The 25,359-nt window shown below is 59.3% G+C and carries 27 protein-coding genes; 12 read left to right on the forward strand and 15 right to left on the reverse strand.

Going from position 1 to position 25,359, the window contains the following annotated elements:
• Window positions 1-66: 66 nt before the first annotated feature.
• The 6 genes from ACR3E6_RS04700 to ACR3E6_RS04725 form a co-directional block, all read right to left on the reverse strand.
• Window positions 67-534 carry an Hsp20 family protein gene (locus ACR3E6_RS04700; RefSeq protein ID WP_171635607.1) on the reverse strand — a complete coding sequence of 156 codons (468 nt, stop codon included), beginning with the start codon at window positions 532-534 and terminating at the stop codon, window positions 67-69.
• Window positions 535-657: 123 nt separating this feature from the next.
• Entirely contained in the window at window positions 658-1,473 is an 816-nt protein-coding gene (locus ACR3E6_RS04705; protein WP_209834223.1) for a trypsin-like serine peptidase, read from the reverse strand.
• Window positions 1,470-2,261 (reverse strand): trypsin-like serine peptidase, encoded by a 792-nt coding sequence (locus tag ACR3E6_RS04710; protein ID WP_171635605.1) that lies wholly within the window; start codon window positions 2,259-2,261, stop codon window positions 1,470-1,472. Before ACR3E6_RS04710 ends, ACR3E6_RS04705 begins: the two co-directional genes overlap by 4 nt.
• Window positions 2,262-2,380: 119 nt before the next feature.
• Window positions 2,381-3,694: a glycolate oxidase subunit GlcF gene (glcF, locus tag ACR3E6_RS04715; RefSeq protein ID WP_480486062.1), complete on the reverse strand. Its 1,314-nt coding sequence runs from the start codon at window positions 3,692-3,694 to the stop codon at window positions 2,381-2,383.
• Window positions 3,695-3,698: 4 nt separating this feature from the next.
• Complete coding sequence (locus ACR3E6_RS04720) at window positions 3,699-4,799, reverse strand: FAD-binding protein (protein WP_480486064.1); 1,101 nt, start codon at window positions 4,797-4,799, stop codon at window positions 3,699-3,701.
• A gap of 24 nt (window positions 4,800-4,823) precedes the next feature.
• Window positions 4,824-6,272 carry an FAD-linked oxidase C-terminal domain-containing protein gene (locus tag ACR3E6_RS04725; RefSeq protein ID WP_480486066.1) on the reverse strand — a complete coding sequence of 483 codons (1,449 nt, stop codon included), beginning with the start codon at window positions 6,270-6,272 and terminating at the stop codon, window positions 4,824-4,826.
• An 88-nt stretch (window positions 6,273-6,360) separates the two neighbouring features.
• On the opposite strand from ACR3E6_RS04725, the gene ACR3E6_RS04730 reads away from it, so the two are divergent.
• Window positions 6,361-7,071, forward strand: a complete 711-nt coding sequence (locus ACR3E6_RS04730; RefSeq protein ID WP_171635598.1) for a DUF599 domain-containing protein — start codon at window positions 6,361-6,363, stop codon at window positions 7,069-7,071.
• Window positions 7,072-7,106: 35 nt separating this feature from the next.
• On the forward strand, window positions 7,107-7,454 hold the full coding sequence (locus ACR3E6_RS04735) for a hypothetical protein (RefSeq protein WP_171230254.1): 348 nt from the start codon (window positions 7,107-7,109) through the stop codon (window positions 7,452-7,454).
• A gap of 3 nt (window positions 7,455-7,457) precedes the next feature.
• On the opposite strand, the gene ACR3E6_RS04740 is transcribed toward ACR3E6_RS04735, so the two are convergent.
• The 4 genes from ACR3E6_RS04740 to ACR3E6_RS04755 form a co-directional block, all read right to left on the reverse strand.
• On the reverse strand, window positions 7,458-7,943 hold the full coding sequence (locus ACR3E6_RS04740; RefSeq protein WP_171724095.1) for a flavodoxin family protein: 486 nt from the start codon (window positions 7,941-7,943) through the stop codon (window positions 7,458-7,460).
• Between the two features lies 1 nt (window position 7,944).
• Entirely contained in the window at window positions 7,945-8,415 is a 471-nt protein-coding gene (gene rlmH, locus ACR3E6_RS04745; protein ID WP_480486069.1) for a 23S rRNA (pseudouridine(1915)-N(3))-methyltransferase RlmH, read from the reverse strand.
• A 44-nt stretch (window positions 8,416-8,459) separates the two neighbouring features.
• Entirely contained in the window at window positions 8,460-8,819 is a 360-nt protein-coding gene (gene rsfS, locus ACR3E6_RS04750) for a ribosome silencing factor (protein ID WP_171635591.1), read from the reverse strand.
• Between the two features lie 164 nt (window positions 8,820-8,983).
• On the reverse strand, window positions 8,984-10,336 hold the full coding sequence (locus tag ACR3E6_RS04755) for a mechanosensitive ion channel family protein (RefSeq protein ID WP_209834233.1): 1,353 nt from the start codon (window positions 10,334-10,336) through the stop codon (window positions 8,984-8,986).
• Between the two features lie 103 nt (window positions 10,337-10,439).
• On the opposite strand from ACR3E6_RS04755, the gene ACR3E6_RS04760 reads away from it, so the two are divergent.
• From ACR3E6_RS04760 to ACR3E6_RS04785, 6 genes are all read left to right on the forward strand, one after another.
• Window positions 10,440-10,547 (forward strand): hypothetical protein, encoded by a 108-nt coding sequence (locus tag ACR3E6_RS04760; RefSeq protein ID WP_010438763.1) that lies wholly within the window; start codon window positions 10,440-10,442, stop codon window positions 10,545-10,547.
• A 43-nt stretch (window positions 10,548-10,590) separates the two neighbouring features.
• Entirely contained in the window at window positions 10,591-11,994 is a 1,404-nt protein-coding gene (gene leuC, locus ACR3E6_RS04765; protein WP_171724092.1) for a 3-isopropylmalate dehydratase large subunit, read from the forward strand.
• Window positions 11,995-12,031: 37 nt separating this feature from the next.
• On the forward strand, window positions 12,032-12,574 hold the full coding sequence (locus tag ACR3E6_RS04770) for an HdeD family acid-resistance protein (RefSeq protein WP_171635581.1): 543 nt from the start codon (window positions 12,032-12,034) through the stop codon (window positions 12,572-12,574).
• 41 nt (window positions 12,575-12,615) lie between these two features.
• Window positions 12,616-13,221, forward strand: coding sequence for a 3-isopropylmalate dehydratase small subunit (leuD, locus tag ACR3E6_RS04775; protein WP_480486071.1), 606 nt, complete (start codon window positions 12,616-12,618; stop codon window positions 13,219-13,221).
• Between the two features lie 331 nt (window positions 13,222-13,552).
• Complete coding sequence (locus ACR3E6_RS04780; protein WP_171635576.1) at window positions 13,553-14,383, forward strand: hypothetical protein; 831 nt, start codon at window positions 13,553-13,555, stop codon at window positions 14,381-14,383.
• Window positions 14,380-15,408, forward strand: a complete 1,029-nt coding sequence (locus tag ACR3E6_RS04785) for an endonuclease/exonuclease/phosphatase family protein (protein ID WP_480486074.1) — start codon at window positions 14,380-14,382, stop codon at window positions 15,406-15,408. Before ACR3E6_RS04780 ends, ACR3E6_RS04785 begins: the two co-directional genes overlap by 4 nt.
• Here ACR3E6_RS04785 and ACR3E6_RS04790 read toward each other — a convergent pair.
• Window positions 15,400-16,308 (reverse strand): Rossmann-fold NAD(P)-binding domain-containing protein, encoded by a 909-nt coding sequence (locus ACR3E6_RS04790; RefSeq protein ID WP_480486076.1) that lies wholly within the window; start codon window positions 16,306-16,308, stop codon window positions 15,400-15,402. The genes ACR3E6_RS04785 and ACR3E6_RS04790 overlap by 9 nt on opposite strands.
• 84 nt (window positions 16,309-16,392) lie before the next feature.
• On the opposite strand from ACR3E6_RS04790, the gene ACR3E6_RS04795 reads away from it, so the two are divergent.
• On the forward strand, window positions 16,393-17,286 hold the full coding sequence (locus tag ACR3E6_RS04795; protein WP_480486078.1) for a LysR family transcriptional regulator: 894 nt from the start codon (window positions 16,393-16,395) through the stop codon (window positions 17,284-17,286).
• Between the two features lie 3 nt (window positions 17,287-17,289).
• Here ACR3E6_RS04795 and ACR3E6_RS04800 read toward each other — a convergent pair whose 3' ends face one another.
• Complete coding sequence (locus tag ACR3E6_RS04800) at window positions 17,290-17,817, reverse strand: redoxin domain-containing protein (RefSeq protein ID WP_480486080.1); 528 nt, start codon at window positions 17,815-17,817, stop codon at window positions 17,290-17,292.
• Window positions 17,818-17,908: 91 nt separating this feature from the next.
• On the opposite strand from ACR3E6_RS04800, the gene leuB reads away from it, so the two are divergent.
• A complete protein-coding gene (leuB, locus tag ACR3E6_RS04805; protein ID WP_480486082.1) occupies window positions 17,909-19,012 on the forward strand; it encodes a 3-isopropylmalate dehydrogenase in 1,104 nt (367 codons plus the stop codon).
• Window positions 19,013-19,071: 59 nt separating this feature from the next.
• Here leuB and ACR3E6_RS04810 read toward each other — a convergent pair whose 3' ends face one another.
• Complete coding sequence (locus ACR3E6_RS04810) at window positions 19,072-21,249, reverse strand: transglycosylase domain-containing protein (protein ID WP_171724088.1); 2,178 nt, start codon at window positions 21,247-21,249, stop codon at window positions 19,072-19,074.
• Window positions 21,250-21,507: 258 nt separating this feature from the next.
• Here ACR3E6_RS04810 and ACR3E6_RS04815 point away from each other — a divergent pair, with 258 nt between their 5' ends.
• On the forward strand, window positions 21,508-21,846 hold the full coding sequence (locus ACR3E6_RS04815; RefSeq protein WP_152459713.1) for a P-II family nitrogen regulator: 339 nt from the start codon (window positions 21,508-21,510) through the stop codon (window positions 21,844-21,846).
• Between the two features lie 34 nt (window positions 21,847-21,880).
• Window positions 21,881-23,209: an ammonium transporter gene (locus ACR3E6_RS04820; protein ID WP_171635561.1), complete on the forward strand. Its 1,329-nt coding sequence runs from the start codon at window positions 21,881-21,883 to the stop codon at window positions 23,207-23,209.
• Between the two features lie 70 nt (window positions 23,210-23,279).
• On the opposite strand, the gene ACR3E6_RS04825 is transcribed toward ACR3E6_RS04820, so the two are convergent.
• Together ACR3E6_RS04825 and sseA are read right to left on the reverse strand one after the other, a co-directional pair.
• Window positions 23,280-24,464: an amino acid aminotransferase gene (locus tag ACR3E6_RS04825; RefSeq protein ID WP_480486084.1), complete on the reverse strand. Its 1,185-nt coding sequence runs from the start codon at window positions 24,462-24,464 to the stop codon at window positions 23,280-23,282.
• On the reverse strand, window positions 24,464-25,318 hold the full coding sequence (sseA, locus tag ACR3E6_RS04830) for a 3-mercaptopyruvate sulfurtransferase (protein WP_480486086.1): 855 nt from the start codon (window positions 25,316-25,318) through the stop codon (window positions 24,464-24,466). Before sseA ends, ACR3E6_RS04825 begins: the two co-directional genes overlap by 1 nt.
• Window positions 25,319-25,359: the final 41 nt, after the last annotated feature.

A 25,359-nucleotide genomic window follows, 5' to 3' on the forward strand; every position in this document is an offset into this window, starting at 1 on the left:
GAGGAACGCGGGGCGTGTGTTGCGGCAGTCCGGGAGGAGTGAACTGCCGCGGGATATTCAGAAGCCTCAGTTCACGGCTTTGGCGTCCATCACATCCTTCTCGATGGCTTTGGCCGAGGTGATCTCGATCCGGCGCGGTTTCAGGGCCTCAGGAACCTCGCGCTTCAGTTCGATGTTCAGCATACCGTTTTCGTGGCTCGCACCGGTGACGCGGACATGATCCGCCAGGGCAAACCGACGCTCGAACGCGCGGGTGGCGATGCCACGGTGCAGATAGGTGCGCTCTTTGTCTTCGGCGGCTTTCTTACCTGCCACGACAAGTGAATTCTCTTTCACTTCCACGGTCAGGTCGTTTTCCGAAAAACCGGCAACGGCCACCGAAATCCGGTAGGTGTCGACATCAGTTTTTTCGATGTTGTAGGGTGGATAGCTGGGCTGGGCCCCATCATTGGTCAGAACGCGATCCATCATGTCGGCAATCTGGTCAAAGCCAATGGTGGCGCGGTGCAGCGGTGCAAAATCAAACGTACGCATGTGTCATATCCTCATTCTTGAGCGATTTGCGATAAGCGCCCTCCGACTGGACGGGCGATTTCAGGTACCGGACCCCGTTGTGGCGGTCCGATACACATCACATGGGTAGCGATTTCGCCGAGTTCAACCCCCGCCAGAACTGATGAATTTCGCACCAGATCCTGACTTACCGGACCCGACCTGCAATCGGCGGATCGAAGCCTTGGGCTGAGGTGCGTCGCGCCGCATGATGGCCTTGAGCTCGGCGACGATCCCGTCAAGCTCCATGCCAAACCCCACCTTTCTACGGCCGTTCGTGCCTACCGCCGATACCACGGACAGGATCTGCCAGCGCGCACCGTTTTTCGCCAGAATTGCAGACCCGGAAGACCCGAAAGTAATGTCGCAATCAAAGGTGATCAGACCCTGCCTGCGGTCGATGATACGGCACGACCGTTCTCGGGTGATCGCCTCGGACCGTCCCCGCCCATACGAGGCAATGCTGATCTCGTTGCCCGGAACATGGCCGCTGTGCAGCGCAAAAGGGTCGGCGACCGAATACGGAATAGGCTCATTCAGCCGCATCAGGGCCACGTCCAACTGGACGCCTTCGTGCGACAGCGGGTTCTGCGCCCCATAGCTGGGATGAAGGGCGATTTGCGTGACCTGACGTTCGGCCAAAGCGTTGCCGTTGCTGAGGCCTGCACGAAACGTGATGTCTTCGGGCACATATGTCTTCCCGGTTCGACGATCCACCGCACAATGGGCTGCGGTCAGTACCATGTCCTGCGCGATCAACGTGCCGGTGCAATACGAGGCATCGCGGACATCCAGTCGACCGATAGCCTCCCAACCATAAAGGTCATCCCGGTCGGTCAGCTTGCGCTTGTTGGATTGCGCTTGCGGCGCTGTTGCCAAGACGCTCAGGCCCAATAACAAGCTCCAGAAGACTCTCATCATGGTCGAATGAACCTTGCGCCTATGTTCTTGTTTGTTCCCGATCCGGACGAGGAAAGCCCAAATCCCCGCCCCGCAGAAAGTTCGTCACGCAGCAATTGCAGCGAATGCTCAACCGCGGTTCCAATTGCGACACTTTGGCCGTCCATACTGGCCTTGGCCGCAACCACCGATACGATCTGAGGGCGCGCGCCCGAGAAAGAAAAAACGGGTGCCCCCGAAGACCCGAAATCAACATCGCAGGACATGACCATAACCCCGGCCTGCCGGTTCATGACCGAGCAGACCTGTTGCAGCGACGGAGCTTCTGACCGGTCATGCGCATAAGACACAACGCCCACTTCAGCGCCACGTTTGGGCTGATCGCCCGACTCAAATGGAATGACGGCGGTATTACGGATCGGCTGCCACAGCTCGATCAAGGCCACGTCCGCGCTTACCCGGTCGGCCGTTGAATCGACGCCATATTGGTAATCCGGATGGATCACAGCCTGGCGCGCGGTCCGATAGGCCAACGCACGCCCCAAACGCCACCCAGCCAGAAACTCGATATCCGCAGGGTTGATCCGTTGTCCTGATCTTTTGTCGAACAGGCAATGCGCCGCTGTCAGTACAAGCGTCGGCGACACCAGCGTTCCGGTGCAAAACCCTGCGCCGGCGATATCCAACCGCCCGACAGCCATCCACTCGCGCCCGGAATCCGACGTATCCAGGCTTTCCAGCCTGGTGTCCTGCGCCGTGGCCGCCAATGGCAAGACACAGAGCACGATCGCCTTGATCCAGTTGCGCACGCGGTTCTCCGAGACTCACTTTGAAGCCTTTGTCCTACGTGCCGCGTTGGGCGAAAATAGGGCGGTCATGCACCAAAGGTATTTCCCTGGAAAATGATGCGCGCTGGCATCAGCATGATTTACCGCAAGACGGGAACCGGATCCGCTGTTCTCTGCAAGGCCGGTGGCTTTGGCCCGCCCGTCGCCCAGTCCAGCAACTCTACCGTGTGAACGATCGGCAGTTGCGTACCAGAACCGATTTGCATCATGCACCCGATATTGCCGGCAGCAATGATATCGGGCTGTTTCGCCTCAAGTGTTCTGACTTTTCGCTGTTTCAACTGGCCTGATATTTCCGGCTGCATCAGGTTGTACGTTCCCGCGCTGCCGCAGCACAAATGACTGTCGGCGGGTTCGACAACCGTGAAACCCGCGTGTTTCAGCAAGTCTTTGGGATAGGATTTGATCTTCTGCCCATGCTGCAATGAACAGGCTGCATGATAGGCGACGGTCAGGTTTTTGTTTTCCCCCGCCGACAGGTCTAGCTGGATCAGAAGTTCACTGACATCCATGGCGATTGCAGACACACGCGCCGCATCTTCGGCAAGCGGGTCATTGCGAAACATATGCCCATAGTCTTTCACGGTTGTGCCACAGCCAGAGGTGTTGATGACGATGGCGTCCAACCCATCACCGTCCATTTCCCGTTTCCAGGCTCTAATATTGGCGGTTGCCGCCATATGACTGTCTTGCACTTTGCCCATGTGATGGGTCAAAGCTCCGCAACACCCGGCACCGTCAGCAATCACGACCTCGCACCCCAACCGTGTCAGCAGGCGGATCGTGGCGTCATTGATATCGGTGTTCAGCGCCTTTTGTGCGCAACCCGTCATCAGCGCCACCCGCATTTTTCGTTCACCGCCGGGCGCAAAACTCTGCGGATCATCGTTGCGGCTGACAGACGGGATATGCTTGGGCGCCATCTCCAACATCGCGCGCAGCCGGGCATCAGGCATCAGGAACCAGAAAGGACGGCCCAGCCTGGCCCCGATCAGGGCCCAACGGAACCGCATCGGATAAGGCAGGATCTGCGCCAAAACCCAGCGCAACACGCGATCCGTCAGCGGGCGCTTGTAGTTGGCCTCGATATATTCGCGCGCATGATCGACCAGATGCATATAATGCACACCTGACGGGCAGGTGGTCATGCAGGCCAGACAGGACAGGCAGCGGTCGATGTGCTTGACCGTCTTTTCGTCGGGCACGCGCTCGTTTTCCAGCATGTCCTTGATCAGGTAGATGCGCCCACGCGGACTGTCCAGCTCGTCTCCCAGCACCTGATATGTCGGGCACGTGGCCGTGCAAAATCCGCAATGGACGCAGTTTCGCAGAATCTCGTTCGAGCGCTGGATGGCCGGGTCTTGCAATTGCTCATCGGTGAATGTTGTCTGCATCGCCCTATCCCATCAGCCCCGGGTTGAACAAACCCCGAGGATCAAATTTCGAACGCAAGCCCTTTGTCAGTGCCGATATTGATGTGGGCTCCGGATGAAATCGCCCCAGTTTTCTGATCGTGTCGTGGTCAGATCGTACCAAAGTGGCATGACCTGAAAACGCGCCAAGCCGGGCACGCACATCCGTGCCAGCCGGGACCAGCAGCCAGACAAGACCGCCGCCCCAGTCAAACAGCGCTTGATCCGCTTCGGCGCGCGCCGAAATCTCTGCCGCGTCACCCGGTTTTACCGAAAGCCGCCAGACGTCCCCGTCCTTTCCCTGAAATGGGTGAACGTCGCGGATCCCGGTCCAAGGCGCTGCGGCGTCTCCCTCGTCTGTCACCTCACCAAAATCTGCCAGTAAGGCGGTCAAACGACCGATCCTGTACGTCACCGATTCTGCAAACCCCTCGACCCTAAGCAGGGCATTGCCACCCGCCGGGTCATAGGCGGCACCCGTCACTTCAAAAGGTGATTTCAACGCAGCGGAAAGAACTTCCACCGCTCTGCCGGCATCCCGAACGGCGACGGACAAAGTCGCCGCTTTTTCCGGCTTGGGCAGCACCTTCAACGACACTTCGGTCAGAATTCCCAGTGTTCCCCAAGACCCACCCATCAATTTAACGAGATCATAACCGGTGACGTTTTTCATAACTCGCCCACCGTTCTTGACCACCTGTCCGCGCCCGTCGACGAAACGCACACCTAGCAGGAAATCCCGGCAGGCACCGACCTGAATCCGCCGCGGGCCCGAGATATTGGCCGCGATGACACCGCCGATCGTTGGTTCACCTTGAGTTTCAAGCAAACTGCGGTGATCCATCGGCTCAAACGCCAGCTGCTGACCTTCCGCCTCCAGCACCGCCTTGATCTCTGCCAATGGTGTCCCGGCCTTGGCCACAAGAGTAAGTGCTCCGGGTTCGTAAAGCGAAATGCCACGCAGAGCCCCGGTTTCGATATTCGCTTCGGGGCCGGTGACCGCGCGCGTGCCGCCACCGACGATGCAAACAGGGTCTTTCAATCCGGCCACCATGTCGGCCAGTTCAGATTCTGATTCAGGTTTCATGGCAAAATCCGTTATTAGAGCCTGTTACTCGGCAGCAATCTGCGCGTGGCGACGGGTTTCCGAAACGTTCAGTGGAAACACCTTGGCAGGGTTCAGCAGCCATTTGGGGTCAAAAACGTCCTTGACCGCCATCTGCGCCTCAAGATCGGCAGGCGCATATTGATGCGACATGAGATCCCTCTTCTCGATACCCACGCCGTGCTCACCGGTCAGACAACCGCCTTCGTCCACACATAATTTCAGAATTTCGGCCCCGAATGCCTCGCATTTTTCCAGATCACCCGGTTTGTTGGCATCGAAAAGGATCAGCGGATGCATGTTCCCATCCCCTGCGTGAAATACGTTGCCAACAGGCAGACCGAATTCTTCACTCAACTCGCCGATACGGCGCAGCACCGTCGGCAGGGCCGACACCGGGATCGTACCGTCAAGGCACATATAGTCGTTCAACTGCCCCATGGCGCCGAATGCGGATTTCCGACCAAGCCATATTTTTGCACTTTCTTCGGCTGACTGGCTTTCTCGCAGTTCGACCGGGTTGTGTCGTTTGGCGATCTCGATGATTTTCCCCAATTGATGGTCAATTTCGGCTTCAGACCCTTCCACTTCAACAATCAACAGCGCATGGCAATCGGGGTATCCAGCGTGCGCAAAGTTTTCGCAGGCTTTTATGCACAGCGTGTCCATGAACTCGATCGCGACCGGCAGAATGCCCGATTTGATAATGTCAGAAACACACTGACCCGCGACTTCGTTGTCGTCGAACCCCATCAGAACCGGCCGCGCGCCTTCGGGTTTGCGCAGAATGCGCAGTGTTGCTTCGGTCACCACGCCCAGCTGACCTTCCGAGCCGCAAATGACGCCCAACAGGTCCAGACCGGGTGCATCCAGATGCGCGCCGCCGATCTCGACGACACTGCCATCCATCATCACCATGGTCACGCCCAGAAGGTTGTTCGTTGTCACGCCATATTTCAGGCAATGGGCGCCACCTGAATTCATCGCGATATTGCCGGCAATGGCACAGGCCAGTTGCGAGGAAGGATCAGGCGCATAAAAGAAGTCTTCTTCCTCGACCGCGTCGGTCACGCTCAGATTGGTTCGGCCCGTCTGCACCCTGATGAAACGGTTGTCATAGTCCGTTTCCAGAACCTCATTCATCCGCGCAACGCCCAGAATGACGCAATCAGCCGTTGGCAATGCCCCGCCGGCCAGCGACGTACCGGACCCACGCGGCACGACCGGCACGCCTTCTTCATGGCAAATGCGCAAAACATCCGAGACTTCCTGCGTGCTCGACGGCAGCACGGCCAGCATCGGCGGGCATTTGTAAGCCGTCAGGGCATCGCACTCATAGGCTCGGGTTTCAGCCGGATCATGGATAATTGCCGTATCTGGCAGAACCCGCGACAGCCGCGAAACGATCGTGCTTTTCCGGTTCAGTACGTCCGGGCTTGGCTTTGGCATTTCCATGGCATCCCTCCCCTTCCTCCCTTTGGTAAAATAATATTACCAATTTACCACTCTGGCAAGTTGCGATGTCCGGTCTTACTGTCGCGCCATGACCTGGATCGAACGTGCCGCCCTGTTTTCCCTTCTGGATTATGCTGCGATGGCGATATTGCTGGGTGCGTGGCTATGGATCGGATGGAAGATCGAACACCCGTCACCACAGAAGCCGTCCGTCGCCCTTGTGATGGATGGCTACCGCCGCGACTGGATGCACGAGATGGTGACGCGCCAGCCACGGATGTTCGATGCGCAGGTCGTGGCTGCCATGCGGCAAGGCAGCACCTTTTTCGCCTCAACCACGATGATTGCCATCGGGGGCGGTCTGGCCCTGTTGGGCAATACCGAGCGATTGGCCGGGGTGGCGACGGATCTTGCCATCGGCAGCGCACCGGCGATGGTCTGGGAAATCAAGATACTTGTGGTTGTCCTGCTGCTGGCCAATGCCTTTCTGAAATACGTCTGGGCACATCGCCTTTTTGGGTATTGCGCCGTTTTGATGGCCTCGGTTCCAAACGATCCTGAAGACCCAAACGCCTATCCTCGGGCCGGTCAGGCGGCCGAGATCTGCGTGACCGCTGCCCGAAGCTTCAACCGCGGTCTCCGCGCCACATATTTCGCCCTTGCTTCGCTGGCGTGGTTTCTCGGGCCGATGGCATTGGTGTTGGGCACAATGATCACATTCGGTGTCCTGTATCGCCGCGAATTTGCATCGCATTCCCGCGCGATCCTCATGGCCCAAACGTCGAACACAGAGACGTGATCCCCAAGCGCGACATTAAACCCTAGGTTCGAACCATGCGATATGTGATTCTCAGCGCCCTTCTGGCTGCACCTGCCCTCGCCGACCCGCCGACAATCGAACAGGTCCGCGCCAGCGCCACCGGTGACACATGGCGGTTCGATGTGACGATCCGGCATCCCGATACAGGCTGGGATCATTACGCCGACGGCTGGCGCGTTCTGGACATGGACGGGAATGAACTGGGAATGCGGGTGCTGCACCACCCGCACGAGACAGAACAACCCTTTACCCGCTCACTTGGTGGCGTGGTGATTCCGGAAAACGTGTCACAGGTGCAGATTCAGGCCCGGTGCAATGTGGATGGCTGGAACGAAGACACGACATTGGTCGAACTGAACTGACCTTCAGAAAATCCCCATGGCCAGGCCCGCACCCAGCGCGGCGCCGATCTCGCGACACCGATCCAGCTGATCTTCAGGAATGGTTTTCCGGGCCAGAATGGCCTCGGGCGTTTGCGCATGCGTGCAGACAATCAGCGGCGACTGGACCTTTTTCAACCGCCAGCCAGTGGCGATCCGTGCGATCTGGCGGGCTGCATTCTCTCCGTCTGATCCGGCGCAAATCATCTGCGCATATGGACGACCTTCGATCTGTCCCAGAACCGGATAATAGCAGCGATCGAAGAACTCCTTCATCAAGCCCGAGATCGCCGCCAGATTCTCTGGCGCGCAGAAAATGTAGCCGTCGGCGGCCAGCACATCCTCCGGCCCCGCTTGATCCGCAGGCACAAGTTCAACCTCGGTCTCAGCCCGCGCCGATTCAGCCGCCGCTTCGGCCATCTGCCGGGCACCACCTGTGCGCGAATGGTAAACGATCAGAAGCTGCGCCATGTCAGACCCGGTGATAGGGGCCACCAGACAGAATGGTCGCGGCCCGATACAGTTGCTCGGCCAGCATCACACGGACCAGCATATGAGGCCAGACCATCGACCCGAACGAGAGGGAAAAGTCGGCTTCCGCCCGCAAAGCAGGGTCTATTCCGTCCGCTCCGCCGATGATCAGCGCCAGATCCTGCCGCCCGGCATCGCGCCAACTACCCAGTTTCTTGGCAAAATCGGGCGAGGACATCACGCGCCCACGTTCGTCCAGCGTACAGATCACCGCGCCCTTGGGCAGCGCCTTGCGCAGCAACGCGGCTTCGGCCCCCATGCCTGCGTTTTTCTTGTCCTCGACCTCGATCACCCGCGCGGGACCAAGGCCCAGCGCACGTCCGGTCCGGTCAAAGCGGGTCAGGTAATCATCAAGCAGGGACTTCTCCGGTCCGGCGCGCAATCGCCCGACCGCAACTATGCTGATACGCATATCTCTCTCGCCTCCGGCCCTTTAATACGGGCCGGGATGGCGCCTCAGTTCGCCGAGGCGCTGCCGCCCTGAGGCAGCCACATCTTTTCCAGCTGGTAGAATTCGCGCACTTCGGGGCGGAAGATATGGACGATCACGTCGCCCGTATCGATCAGCACCCAATCGCCGGCATCCTTGCCTTCGACCTTCGAGGAGAAACCGAATTCCTGCTTGATGCGATCCGTCAGCTTTTCCGCCATGGCCGAGACCTGACGGGTCGACCGACCCGAAGCAATGACCATGTGATCCGCGACAGACGACTTGCCTTGCAGGTTGATCTGCACGACGTCTTCGGCCTTGTCATCGGAAAGTGAGGAAAGGATACGCTCAAGCAGCTTGTCGCTGATTGACTGAGAGTGGGCCATTACACGGGACCCGTCTTCGGCGGGCAAACCCGCCTGTGTATGTAGAGACAGGACATAGTCCTCCTTTGCTGCGCGCCGTGAAACCCCGGCGCCAGGGTGCTAATAAGGTAGCAAGGGGAATGCAACATTTCAATGAAAGCGCGTCCGGCCCCGCGCAGGGGTGATCACTCTTCTGCGATTTGTTGCATGTTTGCGTTTTCCGACAAAAGCCGAACCTCGCGCTGCGGGAAGGGGATCGAGATGCCTTCGTCCTGAAACGCATCCCACAGCGCAAGATAGACATTTCCCCTGATATTGGTCAGCCCTTTGGTCGGATCGCTGATCCAGAACCGCAGAACGTAATCCACGCTGCTGTCGCCAAAACCGGTGATATGGCATACCGGTTCATGTTTTCCGCCACTCAATACGCGGGTCACTGCCTTTACAGCCCGGATCGCCGTTGCCCGCACTTTGTGGGGGTCATCCTCATAGCTGGTGCCGAAATCCAGATCCAACCGCACGAATTTGTCGGAATGCGACCAGTTCACCACCTGGTTGGTAATCAGGTCCTCGTTCGGGATCAGGTATTCCCGCCCGTCCCGCGTGACAACCGAGACATAGCGTGCGCCCAGCGCATTGATCCAACCAAACGTATCGCCCAGCGAGATCACATCGCCTGGCTTGATCGACCGATCCATCAGGATGATGATCCCCGATATGAGGTTTGACACCACTTTTTGCAGGCCAAACCCGATGCCGACGCCGATTGCGCCCGACAGCAGCGCAATGCCGGTCAGATCGAAGCCCAGCGTGCGGATCGCAGCCAGAAAGACCGCGCCGTACAGCAGCACCTGAATTCCCTTGGCCAACAACACCTGCATGGATGGGGTGATGTCGTCATTGCTCTGCAATCCACGCTCGGCCGCGCGGGTGCCGATGCGGGCCAGCGTCAACAGGACCCCGATCAGCAGGATGGCCTTGAGAATGCCCAGCAAGGAAATATGCAGGTCACCGACGGAAATCGCGACCCCATCAAGGAATTTGGCCACGTCATCCGTCAGATTCAAAGCAACAAGCGTTGCATAGACCCACATTGCCCACTTGAATATCCGTCGCAGCGTCCGGTTGCGGACAAGCCTCGCGACCAGTGCAATCGCCAGCCACGCAGTTGCCAGAGTTGCAATGATCCCAATGAGATAACTGCGCGACGGCCAGGTGGCATGCTGCATAACCTGATACAAGAGCCAGGACAGCAGCACGAAATAGACCAGTGTCAGCCGCTGCATCAGCTGTACCATGGTGCGAAGCCGCCATTTCGGCCATCCGGTGCGTGCGCGTGTCCAGGCATCCCATCGTGGCTGTGTCAGAACTTTCAGAAGGAAAGCCAGCGCCCAAAGGAAAAGGATGATGACCAACTGATACTGCCGCCAGCCCGGCGTAACCACCAACTCGACCAGTTCTTGAAGCTCGGAAGAGAACCCCGCGACCATGTTGTTGTAAAGGTCTGTCAGCGAGCTGGGGATCAGGTCTTGGTTCATACGCGCCTCCTGGACGGCAGCTTGGACAGCAATGCCAGGCGATGCAAGCCTGACACCGGTTTTGAACCTTGATTGCAGCAAAGGCGCGGTATATCTGAACCGCATGAGACTCAATGTGGCCCAAGAACAGAATCTGGAAGACCGTGCGCGTCTGCGCGAACGGTTCTTTGGGGCTGCCCGCACGGTCCTGGCGCGCCTACCCGTCGCCTGAGCCAACTCGCCAGCTATTTCTCATTACATACGGGAGAGGACACATGTCCCCCAAAACACTCTATGACAAGATCTGGGATGCCCATGTCGCGCACGAAGCCGATGATGGCACCTGCCTGCTGTATATCGACCGCCATCTGGTCCACGAGGTCACCAGCCCGCAGGCGTTCGAAGGCCTGCGCATGGCGGGCCGCAAGGTGCGCGCGCCGGAAAAGACCATTGCCGTGCCGGACCACAACGTTCCGACCACACCTGACCGGGTGAACGGTATTGAAAACCCGGAATCGCGCATTCAGGTCGAAGCGCTGGACAAGAACGCCCGGGACTTCGGCATTCACTATTACCCGGTAAATGACGTCCGTCAGGGCATCGTGCACATCGTCGGCCCCGAACAAGGCTGGACCCTGCCGGGCATGACCGTCGTCTGCGGCGACAGCCATACCGCCACCCATGGCGCATTCGGCGCATTGGCCCACGGCATCGGCACGTCCGAGGTCGAACACGTGCTGGCCACGCAGACCCTGATCCAGAAGAAATCCAAGAACATGAAGGTGGAAATCACCGGCAAATTGCAGCCGGGCGTGACCGCCAAGGACATCACCTTGGCCGTGATCGGCGAAACCGGCACCGCCGGCGGCACCGGCTATGTCATCGAGTATTGCGGTGAAGCCATACGCAACCTGTCGATGGAAGGCCGCATGACCGTCTGCAACATGGCCATCGAAGGTGGCGCACGCGCAGGGCTGATTGCACCGGATGAGAACACGTTCGAATATGTCAAAGGCCGTCCGCATGCGCCGAAAGGTGCGCAGTGGGAAGCCGCGATGAATTGGTGGAAAACACTCTACACCGACGAAGGCGCGCATTTCGACAAGGTTGTCACGATTCGTGGCGAAGACATCGCGCCTGTCGTCACCTGGGGCACCAGCCCCGAGGATGTTCTGCCGATCACGGCAACCGTGCCGCACCCCGAGGATTTCGAAGGCGGCAAGGTCGAAGCGGCCCGCCGGTCAATCGAGTATATGGGTCTCAAAGCCGGTCAGAAGCTGAGCGATGTCGAGATTGACACCGTCTTTATCGGGTCCTGCACCAACGGACGTATCGAAGACCTGCGTGCCGCGGCCGAGATCCTGAAAGGCAAGAAGATCAAGGACGGGATGCGCGCCATGGTGGTGCCGGGTTCGGGGCTGGTCCGCGCTCAGGCCGAAGAAGAAGGCCTGGCCGACATCTTCAAAGAGGCCGGGTTCGAATGGCGTCTGGCAGGCTGTTCGATGTGCCTGGCGATGAACCCCGACCAGTTGCAACCGGGCGAACGCTGTGCCGCAACCTCGAACCGCAACTTCGAAGGCCGTCAGGGCCGGGGCGGGCGCACACATCTGCTGAGCCCGGCAATGGCTGCCGCAGCGGCAATCACGGGACGGCTGACAGACGTCCGTGAATTGTTGTAAGGTGCCCTCATATCTAGATATTTGAGGGATTGAACAAATGAGTGACTGGGTCAAATGGCTATTGCTTGGACTTCTGTCCATAGTGTTCGGCATCTTTGTGCTGGGCGCACCGGTCGTGGCATCAATCACCGTGACGGTGGTCACAGGTGTATTGCTGCTGATTTCAGGCGCGTTACAGGTTGTTGGCGGCTTCACCGTCGATGGGGCCGGCAACAAGATACTGTCACTTATCATGGGTGTCGTGATGCTGTTTCTGGGCTGGTCCTTTCTGGATCACCCACTGCAAGGAACGCTGACACTGGCAACTGTCTGCCTGATCCTGTTCATGGCTGGCGGCATTGCCCGCGTGATCCTGTCGTTCCAGATGCGCGGAACGCAATATTTCTGGGCGACGCTGGTCTCGGGCATCATGTCGATTGTACTGGCGATCCTGATCTGGCGCTTTGCCGCAATGGACCCTTCGGTGCTGCTGCAATTGCTGGGCATCCTGCTGGGGATCGAGATGATCTTTAACGGGCTCGGCCTTGTCTTCATGGCGTTCTTCGTCAAGGACGCACCAAAAGAAACGAAACAAGCTTAACGCGGGGCCTGGGCGCGGCCCTCTCCCGCAGGAGTGTGAACATGGATAAGTTTGAAAAAGTCCACGGGGTGGCCGCCCCGATGCCATTGATCAATATCGACACCGATATGATCATTCCCAAAGTGCATTTGAAAACCATCAAACGGTCCGGCCTCGGCGTCGTGCTGTTTGACGAAATGCGTTATCATGATGACGGGCGCGAGAACGAAGAGTTCGTCCTGAACAAACCCGCCTATCGCGAGGCCGAAATTCTGGTCGCCGGAGACAATTTCGGCTGCGGCTCGTCGCGCGAACACGCACCCTGGGCGATCAAGGATTTCGGCATCAAGGTTGTGATCTCGACCAGCTTTGCCGACATCTTCTTCAACAACTGCTTCAAGAACGGCATCCTGCCGATCGTGGTCGAAGAAGAGCATCACGCGATCCTGATGGAAGACGCGCATAAAGGCGAGAATGCCCGCATGACGGTACATCTGGAAGATCAGCAGATCACCACTTCGGATGGTGTCGTGATCGCGTTTGATATTGACCCGCATCGCAAACACTGCCTGCTGAACGGTCTGGACGATATTGGCCTGACGATGGAGAAAGATCACCACATCGACAAGTTTGAGGAACACGCCAGCCAGGCCCGCCCCTGGGTGTAAGGCCCAAGCGATTCTTTGAACACTCAACCTACCGGGGTCGCCAATGCGGCCCCGTTCTCATTCTTGGGGTTGATTTTCGCAAAACCACAACATCTTGGTCTCATATTGAGATACACGTCGGATTTGCGTCGAAAATGATGCAATCCCGCACCAGTTGCGCCATCATTTTGCCCGAAATCACGTGTTTTCTGCACCCTGTCTTGAGCGAAATGCCGCTTATCGTCCATGTTGGCGCTAAAGAGGCATCCGTCAAAAACTCGAGACGATGGGCACAAGTTGGAATGTAAGTCGGCGAAGATCGACTTATCCGGTTTGAAAAAGGGTTCGGATAGTGATTGCGCGCACAACAGGGGCGGCGATACGCGGAATACTTGTGGCACTGATGGTGCTGACACCCGCGTTGTACCTGCCTGTATCATCGACGAACGGGACCGAGATTCTGGTCTTTCTCGCGATTCTCGCGTTCATCCTGACATTCGCCGAGTACAATTCTGCTTTTCCCAGTTTTATTGAATTTCGCGATGCGCCGCCGGTGAACCGTCTGCGGTTTGTCGGGCTGATGTCGATGGTCACCTTTCTGACACTGGTTTGCAAAAACACCTATGAGCCGACTGAACTGACCGCGTTCGCCTACACCGCAGGTCTGGCCGTCGCGAATGTTGCGGACTTTCCCTATTCCCCGGTTCGGTTGATCGTGCTGATGCTACCCTTGGATGCCGGTCAGCCGTTGATCGAATTGGTTCGGATCGCAGCCAGTGTGGCCTATGTTGCCGCCTTGGTCACCGTCGCCAGCTTTGCCTATGCGGTCAAAGTGCGCGGCTGGCCCACGGGCAATGGCGCCTTCAACGTATGGACCAATCTGCCGTTGTTTGATCCCACCAAGGGCGGCGATGTTGTCACCCGCCTGCAACGTGATGGTCGCCTGAATATCTGCATTGGCGTTCTGCTCCCCTTCCTCATTCCGGCTGTCATCAAGCTCATGAGCAGCGTCGTTGCCCCGATCTCGCTGAGCAATCCGCAAACATTGATCTGGACCATGTGCGCCTGGGCCTTCCTGCCCGCCAGCATGATCATGCGCGGCATGGCGACGCTTCGCATCGCGGGTCTGATCGTGGAAAAGCGCCGCGCCTATTCGACAAACGAGACAACGCAAGCCGCATGATCCGTGCCCTTGCTCTGCTGCTGTTGCCTTTCTCGGCACAGGCAGAGGTTTATCGCATCGCCACCTACAACACTGAACTCAGCAGAAACGGCCCCGGCCTGCTGCTGCGCGACATCCAGCGGGATGATGCGCAGGTTGAAGCCGTTGTCGAGGTCATTGCTGCGGCGCGACCTGATGTCATTGCCCTGCAAGGCATCGACTGGGATCAGGACGGAGCTGCCCTGAGCGCCCTGTCCGAGAAACTGCGCGAGGCGGGCCTGGATTTCCCCTATCACTTTTCCGCCCAACCAAATGCTGGGTTGGAAACGCCGCTGGATCTGGACGGAGATGGCCAAACGCAAGGCCCCGGCGACGCGCAGGGCTGGGGGAAGTTCACCGGCCACGGAGGGGTGGCGGTGTTGTCCCGTTTCGAAATCATGACCGAAGACGTTCAGGATTACACCAATCTGCGGTGGAAAGACCTGCCTGGGGCTGATTTGCCATTCAGGGATGGGCTCCCCTTCCCGTCTGAAGCTGCGCACGACATTCAGCGCCTGTCCTCGACCGTGCATTGGGTGCTTCCGATCGAAACCCCGCAGGGGCGATTTAGCCTGATGACCTTTCACGCTGCCCCACCGGTTTTTGACGGACCCGAGGATCGCAACGGTCTGCGCAACAGGGACGAGATTCGCCTGTGGTCGGTTTTGCTGAATGGCGGCCTGGGGCCAGTTCCTCAAGGCCCCTTCGTGATGGCCGCGGACGCCAATCTCGACCCGACCCGCGGAGAAGGCCACAAGCAGGCCATTCGCGCGCTTTTGGCCGATCCCCATGTGCAGGATCCGATGCCAAAGGACCCATCGGGTTCATCAGCAACGGTCGAATGGAAAGCCACCGGGGAAATGCGCGTTGACTATGTGTTGCCGTCCAGTGATCTGCAAATCTCGGAAACCGGCATTGTCTGGCCCGTGGAAGGTGGCACGCTGTACGACAGTGCCCGACGCGCCAGCAGGCATCGACTGGTCTGGGTTGACATAATCCTACCCTAGAACCTCGCCCCTGTTCCCGGCCGTCGCCGATGAAACGGCACGTTGGGACGAAATGGCGGAACGCAAGGCATCCTCCAGCTTCGTTTCAGAAAACGAGGTCAGCAATTCTTTCATATAACCGCCATCCAATTGATGCGGCACGTGCCAGAGGTACCGCATCTCGATCAAATGAGGGGCCATGCGCCAGAATGGGCGGGCCAATTGCAATGGCCACCATTTCATGCGCCGCACTGCAACCGTCCGGCCGGTGACATGCGAAAGCGATTGAGCGATCTGCGTCCCGGTCAAAGTATACCCTTCAAATGGAACATCGCAGTATCGGGGGAGGCCTTCGCGAATCTCAGCCAGCGCGACGGCGGCGCGGGCCAGATCAGGCAGAAAGGCCCAAGCGTGCGGCGCCTCCGGATCACCGGGATAAACGAACCGACCGCGCGACAAACGCTTGATCATGACCTGATCGAACCAGTTTCCGGATGCATTGGTGTCGATGAAATCCCCGGCGCGCAAAAGGATGGTGCGCACGGTTGACGCGCGATAGGCCTCTTCCATCTCGATCCGAACCCGGCCCAAAGGGTTGGTGGCTCGATGCGGCGTCCCGCCCGACCATGAGCCCGGCGTATTCCCACCAAATACGTAGACATTGCCCGGTACGATCACGGTCGCCCCCGTATCTGAGGCCGCATCTATCACCCGTTTGGTCAGTACCGGCACATCGCGTGCCCAATCGGGATAGGGCGGATTCCATCCGTTCACGATGACGTCCACGCCGCGCGCCGCCTGTGACAGCGAATCAGACCTGCGGTCAAATTCCGTCACATCCCAGCCCGCGCCCCTGAACGCCAGGGATGCGTTGCGTCCAAAACGACCTGTTGCGCCCAGTACCAGTGCAGATTGTGCCATGTTTGCCTCCTGTCTGAGGTCAATCTACCCATTCACTTCGCGCAAGGAATTGCCGCAATTCGCAGAACGTGTATTCATTTCTGAATGGACAAAGCTCTGACACATGCAGATTGGTCTCTGATCCAATGCTTTCTGGCCGTGGCCGAGACGGGATCGTTGTCCGCCGCCGCACGACACCTGAATCGCAGCCAGCCCACTTTGGGGCGGCAGGTCCAAAACCTCGAGGACGAGCTGGGTGTCTCTCTTTTCGATCGCCACGCGCGTGGTCTGAAGCTCAGCGAAGCGGGTTCACAGCTTTTGCCGATGGCCCAGCAGATGCACAGCGCCATGACCGCGTTCAGTCTTGCCGCCGCGGGGCAATCGCAACAGCTTGAAGGCTCGGTGCGTATCACCGCATCGGTCTTTGCCTCGCATCACCTGCTGCCACCGATACTGGCGTCCATCCGCAAGCAGGAACCCACGATTCAGCTTGAACTGGTGGCCACCGACACCACCGAGAATCTGCTCTATCGCGAGGCGGATATCGCCGTGCGGATGTATCGCCCTGCTCAGGTGGATCTCATTTCCCGCTATCTCGGGGATGTGCCGCTGTGTTTTTGTGCCGCCAAGTCCTATCTGGACCGGAAGGGGCGCCCCAAGACGCCGGAAGAACTGTTTACGCATGACCTGGTGGGGTTTGACGCGAACCAGGAAATCATCAAGGCCATGCGTGAAAAGGGATGGCCCGCCAGCCGCGACAGCTTTGCCACCCGCTGTGACCTGCAAAGCGCCTATTGGGAACTGATCCGGGCGGGCTGTGGCATAGGCTTCAGTCAGGTACAGGTTGCCGAAGCCGACCCCGACGTGGAAATCCTGCCGCTGGATGTGGACATCCCGATTCTTCCGGTGTGGCTGGCCGCACCTCAGGCCATGCGCCAGACCCCACGCATTCGCAGGATCTGGGATTTGTTGGCCGAAGGGCTCAAAGCCAGTCTCTGACGATCAAAGAGGGCCGGTATAAGTGCCGCGCGCGGGATAGTTGTTGCCCAATGTGAATTTCAAACCACCCGCAATATCCGCCATGGACGGGCGACCGAAAGGCGTGGTCTGTTGCCACGCATAGTACAGCGTCCGGTCGGGTGCGATGTAGAAATGCCCGGGCTCTGCGAACAGGTCCGGTTCGGCGCTGCCTTCGCGCTTGATCGAGATGTTCAGTCCCCAATCGTCGCGCGCAGCAGACAGCGGCAGGCTGTGACCCACACGCAGGCGCGACGCTCCGGCTTTTTCGGCGGCTTGCGTCGCGCGCTCGGCTGGATCGGTGGTGATCATGATGACCTCGACGCCCAGAGCAGCAAAGTCATCCAGCGCCGCTTCGACCTCGGCCATCTGCCTGATGCAGATCGGGCAATGCAGCCCGCGATATTGAATCACCAGCGTCCCGTTTTCGCCCTTGTCCACGTCAAGATCGAAGCTGCCATGGGCAACAGTATCGATTTTCAGCGCAGGAACCGGAATTCCAGGTGTCAGCATGTGATTTCCCTCTGATTTGGCAGGTTCGTCTCATTGACCCGATGCAACGCAGACGCTAGGCCCTGTGCAACAAAACGCAAGGAGACTGTCGATGTCCAACCCCTCGCTCCTCATCCTGCCCGGAGACGGAATTGGCCCGGAAGTTATGGCCGAAGTGCGCAGAATCATTGATTGGTTCGGCGCCAATCGCGGTCTTCAATTTGACGTGAGCGAGGACCTTGTCGGCGGTGCCGCCTATGATGCCCACGGCACGCCTCTGTCCGATGGGACGATGGCCAAGGCGCAGGAGGTCGACGCCGTTCTGCTGGGCGCCGTTGGCGGTCCGAAATACGACGATCTGGATTTCAGCCTGAAGCCCGAGCGCGGCCTGCTGCGCCTGCGCAAGGAAATGGACTTGTATTCGAACCTGCGCCCGGCCCAGTGCTTTGACGCGCTGGCTGATTTCTCGTCGCTGAAGAAAGACATCGTTGCGGGTCTGGATATCATGATCGTGCGCGAACTGACCTCGGGCGTTTATTTCGGTGAACCACGCGGTATCTTCGAGGAAGGCAATGAACGCGTCGGCATCAACACCCAGCGTTACACCGAATCCGAGATTGAACGCGCCGCGCGTTCGGCCTTTGAACTGGCGATGCGCCGGAACAAAAAGCTGTGCTCGATGGAAAAAGCCAACGTGATGGAATCGGGCATTCTGTGGCGCGAAGTGGTCAACCGCGTTTCCGCTGACTACCCCGAAGTTGAGCTGAGCCATATGTACGCCGACAACGGTGCCATGCAGCTGGTGCGCGCGCCGAAACAGTTCGACGTGATCCTGACCGACAACCTGTTCGGTGACATCCTGTCCGACTGCGCCGCGATGCTGACCGGCTCTCTGGGCATGCTGCCGTCGGCGTCGCTGGGCGCGCCGATGGCCAATGGACGCCCCAAAGCAATGTACGAGCCCGTACACGGGTCTGCCCCCGATATCGCGGGTCAAGGCAAAGCCAACCCGATCGCCTGCATCCTCAGCTTTGCGATGGCTCTGCGCTACAGCTTTGATCAGGGCGAGGAAGCGGATCGGCTGGAAGCTGCGATCGAGAAAGTTCTGGCCGACGGCGTTCGCACCGGCGACCTGCTTGCGGATCAGGGCGTTCAGCCCGTCTCGACCAGCGAAATGGGCGACGCGATCCTTTCAGCGTTGGACGCAAGCGTCTAAGAAACGAAAGAATGAAAAAACAAAAGGCGGTGCCCAACGCACCGCCTTTTTTTGCCTGCTCAATTCCCGAAGATATTGTTCAACAGGTTGTTTATAGCCCGGTCCAACCCGGTTTGTTTCTTTCGCCGTTGTTGCTGCGGCTGCGCCGTTTGCACCGGAGGTTCCGGCGCCATCATCGGCAACGGGGTGGGCGTCATCCCCTCGGTCACGCGCAGCATGGTTTCTTTCCAGATTTCGGCCGGCAAGCCACCACCGGTCACGCCGGACAAGGGCGTGTTGTCATCATACCCCATCCAGACCCCGGTCACATAATCCGCCGTGAACCCGATGAACCATGCATCGCGCGCGGCCTGGGTCGTTCCGGTCTTGCCCGCCACCTGCCAGCCGGGCAATTTGGCCCGCCCGCCGGTCCCTTCAGAGACCACGCGCTCCATCATCCAGGTCAGCTGTTTGGCAGCCTTTTCATTGATGACCCTCTCGCCAATACCGGTCGTCGTGACCATGACGGGTGTTTCGTCGCCCAGCAGCTTCAGTTCGGTCAGCCCATAAGGTTCAACCTGTGACCCACCATTCAGGATGCCCGCGTAAGCCCCGGTCATCTCGATCAACGTGCTTTCCGATGCACCAAGCGCCAGCGCAGGCCCCTGTGCCAGGTCGCTGGCAATCCCGAAGCCGCTGGCAACCGTCCGAACATTGTCCAGGCCGGAAATCTCGGCCACTTTCACCGCCGGTATGTTCAGCGAGTTTTTCAGCGCATCTGCCAAGGTCACCCGCCCATAATACTTGTTGGTGTAGTTCTTGGGGCACCACTGGCCTGACCCCGGAATATCGACGCAATAGGGTTCATCCATCACCGTATCCAGCGGCGAATACCCAAGTTCCAGCGCGGTGGCATAGACGAATGGCTTGAACGATGATCCCGTCTGTCGCAACGCCTGCGTCGCCCGGTTGAACGCGCCAGACACGCGTGTCTTGCGCCCACCAACCATCGCGCGCACCGCACCGTCGGCCGACATCACCACAATGGCCGCCTGCGCCTTTGATCCTTCGCGCACTTTTTCCTGAAAGATGAATTTCAGCGCCTCTTCCGCAGAGGTCTGAATGCGCTGATCCAGGGTGGTCCGGATCACCACATCTTCGGTCGTGTTGCGGGTAAAGAACTCGGGCCCGCTGGCCATGACCCAATCCGCAAAATATCCCCCGGCCCGTGCAGCCGCCGCCTCGGACAGTTGGGCTGGGCGGGCCCGCGCTTCGCTGGCCTGCGCGGCGGTCAGATAGCCCTGATCCTCCATCAGACCGATCACAAGGCGGGCCCGGTCCTGCGACCGTTGCAGATTGTTCGTCGGCGCATAGCGTGTGGGCGCAACCAACAGCCCGGCCAACATCGCTGCCTCGGCCGGCGAGACTTCGGCGGCGGACTTGCCAAAGTACCGCTGGCTTGCGGCCTCGAACCCGCGCGCGCCTGCACCAAGGAAAGCCCGGTTCAGGTAGATCGTCAGAACCTCATCCTTGGAGTATTTCACCTCCATCGCCATTGCATAAATGGCCTCTTTGGCCTTGCGCAACAGCGATCCCTGTCGGCAATCGGCTTCATAGGCGGCCTCTGATTCCCATTCAGTCGGATCATAAGGCACGCCCAGACACAGCAATTTGGCCGTTTGCTGCGTTATGGTTGACCCGCCATGCCCGGACAACGGGCCGCGCCCTTCGCTCAGGTTGATGCGAACGGCGCTTGCCACACCGCGCGGGCTCACCCCGAAATGGCGATAGAACCGTTTGTCCTCGGTCGCGATGACGGCGTTTTTCAGATGCGGCGACACCGTATCGGCAGTGATCACCCCGCCAAACTGGTCGCCCCGCCAGGCAAACACTTTGCCGTCGCGGTCCAGCAGCGTGACAGACCCGCGCGCACGGCCGTCCAACAAGGCATCCAAGTCCGGCAACGAGGAATAGACGACACCCACCGCCAGGGCGATCAGGATGGCCACGACCGCTCCGACCCGCCAGGTCAGCCCCCAGACCATGCGCCAGACCCAGCGGAAAAAACGACGCAGGATGCCGCCGCCTTTGCCCCCCGATCTCTTGCGCGTCTTTTTGCGCGCAGTTTTGCGTGTGGTGGTTTTGCGAGCCGTCGCCTTCTTGCCCGCCGGGCGCTTGGATGCCGACGGTTTACGACCCTTTGACGGGTACCTTTTGTCCGCAACCAATTTCGGCTTGCGTCGCTTGGACTCAGTCATGCTCAAACTCTGCCCGGGTTTTCTTTTGCGCCACCATACCCCGGTGATCCGAGTATGTAGAGGTCCGAATTTCCTAAAATTCCCCTCACAACACTGCCCATTATTTAATCAACGCGACCAAGTTGTGCAAAAAATGTGCAATCTTCTGCCATTTGGCAGCCCTTTGACCCCCAAGAGCCGTTTCATACCGCGATCCGTCGCGCATTTTTCTGCAGGTGCAAACAAACCGGTTCCACCGGAGAACCAGAGGGGAAAGACGTGAAACTGATCATTGCGACAATCAAGCCGTTCAAGCTGGAGGAGGTGCGCGAGGCACTGACCGAGGCCGGCGTGCGCGGCATGATGGTAACCGAGATCAAGGGCTTCGGCTCGCAATCCGGCCACACCGAAATCTATCGGGGGGCCGAATATGCGGTGAACTTCGTGCCCAAGATCAAGCTGGAAATCGTGGTGCCTGCCGCTATGACCGACCAGATCGTCGAGACCATCACCAAAACCGCCAAGACCGGCAAGATCGGCGACGGCAAGATTTTCGTCCTCGATGTCGAGCAGGCCCTGCGCGTGCGGACCGGGGAAACCAACGAAGAGGCGCTGTAAGGCGCCGCGACCGACAATCATTCGAGGACTGAACATGAACCTGATGAAATCCCTCATCCCTGCCGCCGCGATCGTCGCACTGCCGCAGATGGGCCTGGCGCAGGAGGCCGCCGCAACCGGCGAAACCGCGCAGCATACACAATACATCCTGACCTCGCTGCTGTTCCTGATGGGCGGCTTTCTGGTGTTCTGGATGGCCGCGGGCTTTGCCATGCTCGAGGCCGGTCTGGTGCGCTCCAAGAACGTGGCCATGCAGCTGGTCAAGAACATCGGCCTGTTTTCCTTTGCCGCCATCATGTACTGGTTGGTCGGCTTCAACCTGATGTATCCGGGCGACGGCTGGACCATCACCGGCATTCTGGGTGCCTTCTCGCCCACCTCGCTGGAACCGGTCGGCCTTGATGGCGTCGAAACCGATCTGTCCTATGCGTCGGTCGGTTCGGACTTCTTCTTCCAGCTGATGTTCTGCGCCACCACCGCGTCCATTGTATCGGGCACCATGGCCGAGCGCGTCAAACTGTGGCCCTTCTTCTTTTTCGTGATCGTTCTGACAGGCATCATCTACCCGATCGAAGCGTCCTGGCAGTGGGGCGGCGGCTGGTTGTCCGAGATGGGCTTCAGCGACTTCGCCGGCTCGACCCTGGTGCACGCCGCAGGTGGCTTCGCAGCTCTGGCCGGTGCCATCGTACTGGGCCCGCGCATCGGTAAATACAACAAGGAAGGTAAAGTTGTGCCGATCCCCGGCTCGAACCTGGCGCTGGCAACCCTGGGGACGTTCATCCTGTGGCTGGGTTGGTTCGGCTTCAACGGCGGCTCGCAGTTGGCCATGGGCACGATCGGTGACATGGCCGATATCAGCCGTATCTTCGCCAACACCAACATGGCCGCCGCCGCCGGCGCCGTTGCCGCCCTGATCCTGACGCAGGTGATGTATGGCAAGGTCGACCTGACCATGGTTCTGAACGGCGCGCTGGCCGGGCTGGTCTCGATCACCGCCGAACCGCTGGCACCGTCGCTGTTTCAGGCGCTGATCATCGGCGGCATCGGCGGCGTGATCGTGGTCTACACCGTGCCGCTGCTGGACAAGATGAAGATTGATGACGTGGTCGGCGCCATCCCGGTTCACCTGATCGCAGGCTTCTGGGGCACCTTCATCGTGGCATGGACCAACGGTGATGCGTCTTTCGTGACCCAGATCATCGGTTTCGCGGCTATCGGGATCTTCGTCTTCGTAGTCAGCTTCATCCTGTTCTCGATCCTCAAGGCCACCGTCGGCCTGCGGGTTGGCGAGGAAGAAGAGATCAACGGCCTCGACATGGGCGAACTGGGCATGGAAGCCTATCCCGAATTCTCGAAAGGCTGATCCCACTTCCACCCAAACAAAAAAACCCGGGCATTCGTGCCCGGGTTTCTTGTTTGGCAATGCCCGAAAATCAGACGCCGACGTCGACAATCGCCTGCGCAAGGATCGGAACGGTGTTGGCGTTCAGACCGGCGATGTTCAGGCGGCTGTCGCCGACCATGTAGATGCCGTGATCGTTGCGCAGTTTCTCGACCAGTTCCGGCGCCGCCCCGAGGCGCGAGAACATGCCGCGATGCTGGGCGATGAAGCCGAAGCGGTCAGAGCCGCTGAGGCGTTGCAACTCGTCGGCCAGTTGCTGGCGCAAGCCCAGCATGGACAGGCGGACCTCTTCCAACTCGGCGGCCCAGTCGGCGCGCAGCGCGTCATCGGTCAGGATCGTGGTCACCACCCGCGCACCATGATCGGGCGGGAAGGAATAGTTCTGGCGGTTCAGGAACGCCAGTGTACCTTGGTTCAAGGCCGTCTGCCCCGCATCCGCACTGATCGCCATCAGCAACCCGGTGCGTTCACGATAAACGCCGAAATTCTTCGAGCAGGACGCCGCAATCAGGCATTCCTTGACCGAAGACGCCACCAGACGCGCGCCCTGCGCATCTTCCTCCAGACCGTCGCCAAAGCCTTGATAGGCAATGTCGATCATCGCCACGAGGCCGCGCGCGTTGATCAGGTCAACGACCTCCTGCCATTGCACCATGTTCAGATTGGCACCGGTCGGGTTGTGGCAGCAACCGTGCAGCAGCACCACGTCGCCCGCTTCGGCGGATTTCAGGTCCGCGATCATACCATCGAAATCGACGCCGCGAGTCTCGCTGTCGAAATAACGGTACTGCACCGTCTCCATCCCCAGATAGTTCAGGATCGACAGGTGGTTCGGCCAGGTCGGGTTCGACACGAACACACGGGCCGAGGGGTTGGCCATGCGGATCATCTCGAACGCCTGCCGACATGCACCTGTGCCGCCCGGCGTTGCCACGGCGGCGATGTTGCCGCGCGGAACCGAGGTGCCGAGGATCAGACCGATCATCGCATCCGCAAAAGCCGGGTCACCGGCCAGCCCGGTATAGGCCTTGCTCTGCTGCTCTTCCCAGATGCGCTGCTCGGCGGCTTTGACAGCGCGCATGACGGGCGTCACACCTTCGGCGTTCTTGTAGACGCCAACGCCCAGATCGATCTTCTGATCACGCGGGTCTTCGCGATACATCTGCATCAGCGCCAGGATCTTGTCGGCAGGCTGCGGTTTCAGGTTCTCGAACATCAGGTCTCTCCGATTGCGACGGGCAGGGTCGGGAAGGCGCCCCATTCAGCCCATGAGCCGTCATAAAGCGAGTGGTCTTTCTTGCCGATGCGTTCAAGCGCAAGGCTGAGGATCGCGGCGGTCACGCCAGACCCGCACGAGGTGATCGCCGGTTTCGACAGATCGACGCCCGCGGCCTCGAATATGGCGCGGCACTCTTCCGGCGACTTCATGGTACCATTGGCGTTCAGCAACTGGCCAAAGGGGACATTGCGTGAACCCGGAATATGCCCCGAGCGCAGACCCTCGCGCGGTTCGGCCTCGGCCCCGGAAAACCGGCTGGCAGAGCGGGCGTCGATGATCTCATGATCACCCAGCTTGGCGGCGGCGGAAACTTGCGTGACGTCCCGGACAAGCTGATTTTGCACCCGGACGGTCATATGACGATCACGGATGACCGGCGGCAGGTCTTCGACCTCGCGTCCTTCCGCCTGCCATTTGGGGAATCCACCATCCAGAACCGCGATGTTTTCCTGCCCCATAAGACGGAACAGCCACCAGACGCGCGCAGCCGACATCAGCCCAGCGCCATCGTAAACCACGACCTGATGACCGTCGCCCACACCCATCGCGCGCAGGCGCGACATGAATTTCTCGACCGGAGGCGCCATATGCGGCAAGTCGGAACGGCGATCTGATATCTCGTCTATGTCAAAGAACCGCGCCCCGGGGATGTGGCCTGCGTCATATTCCGCCCGTGCATCACGATTTTGCGCGGGCAAGTACCACGACCCGTCCAGAATCCGCAGATCCGGATCCTTCATATGCGCGGCCAGCCATTCGGTGGATACGAGGGTTTTTGGATCGTCCTGCATCAAAGCCTCCCCTAAGCGCGCTTGATTTTTCCCTATACCCG

The sequence above is a fragment of the Ruegeria sp. AL3 genome (genome assembly GCF_056536065.1).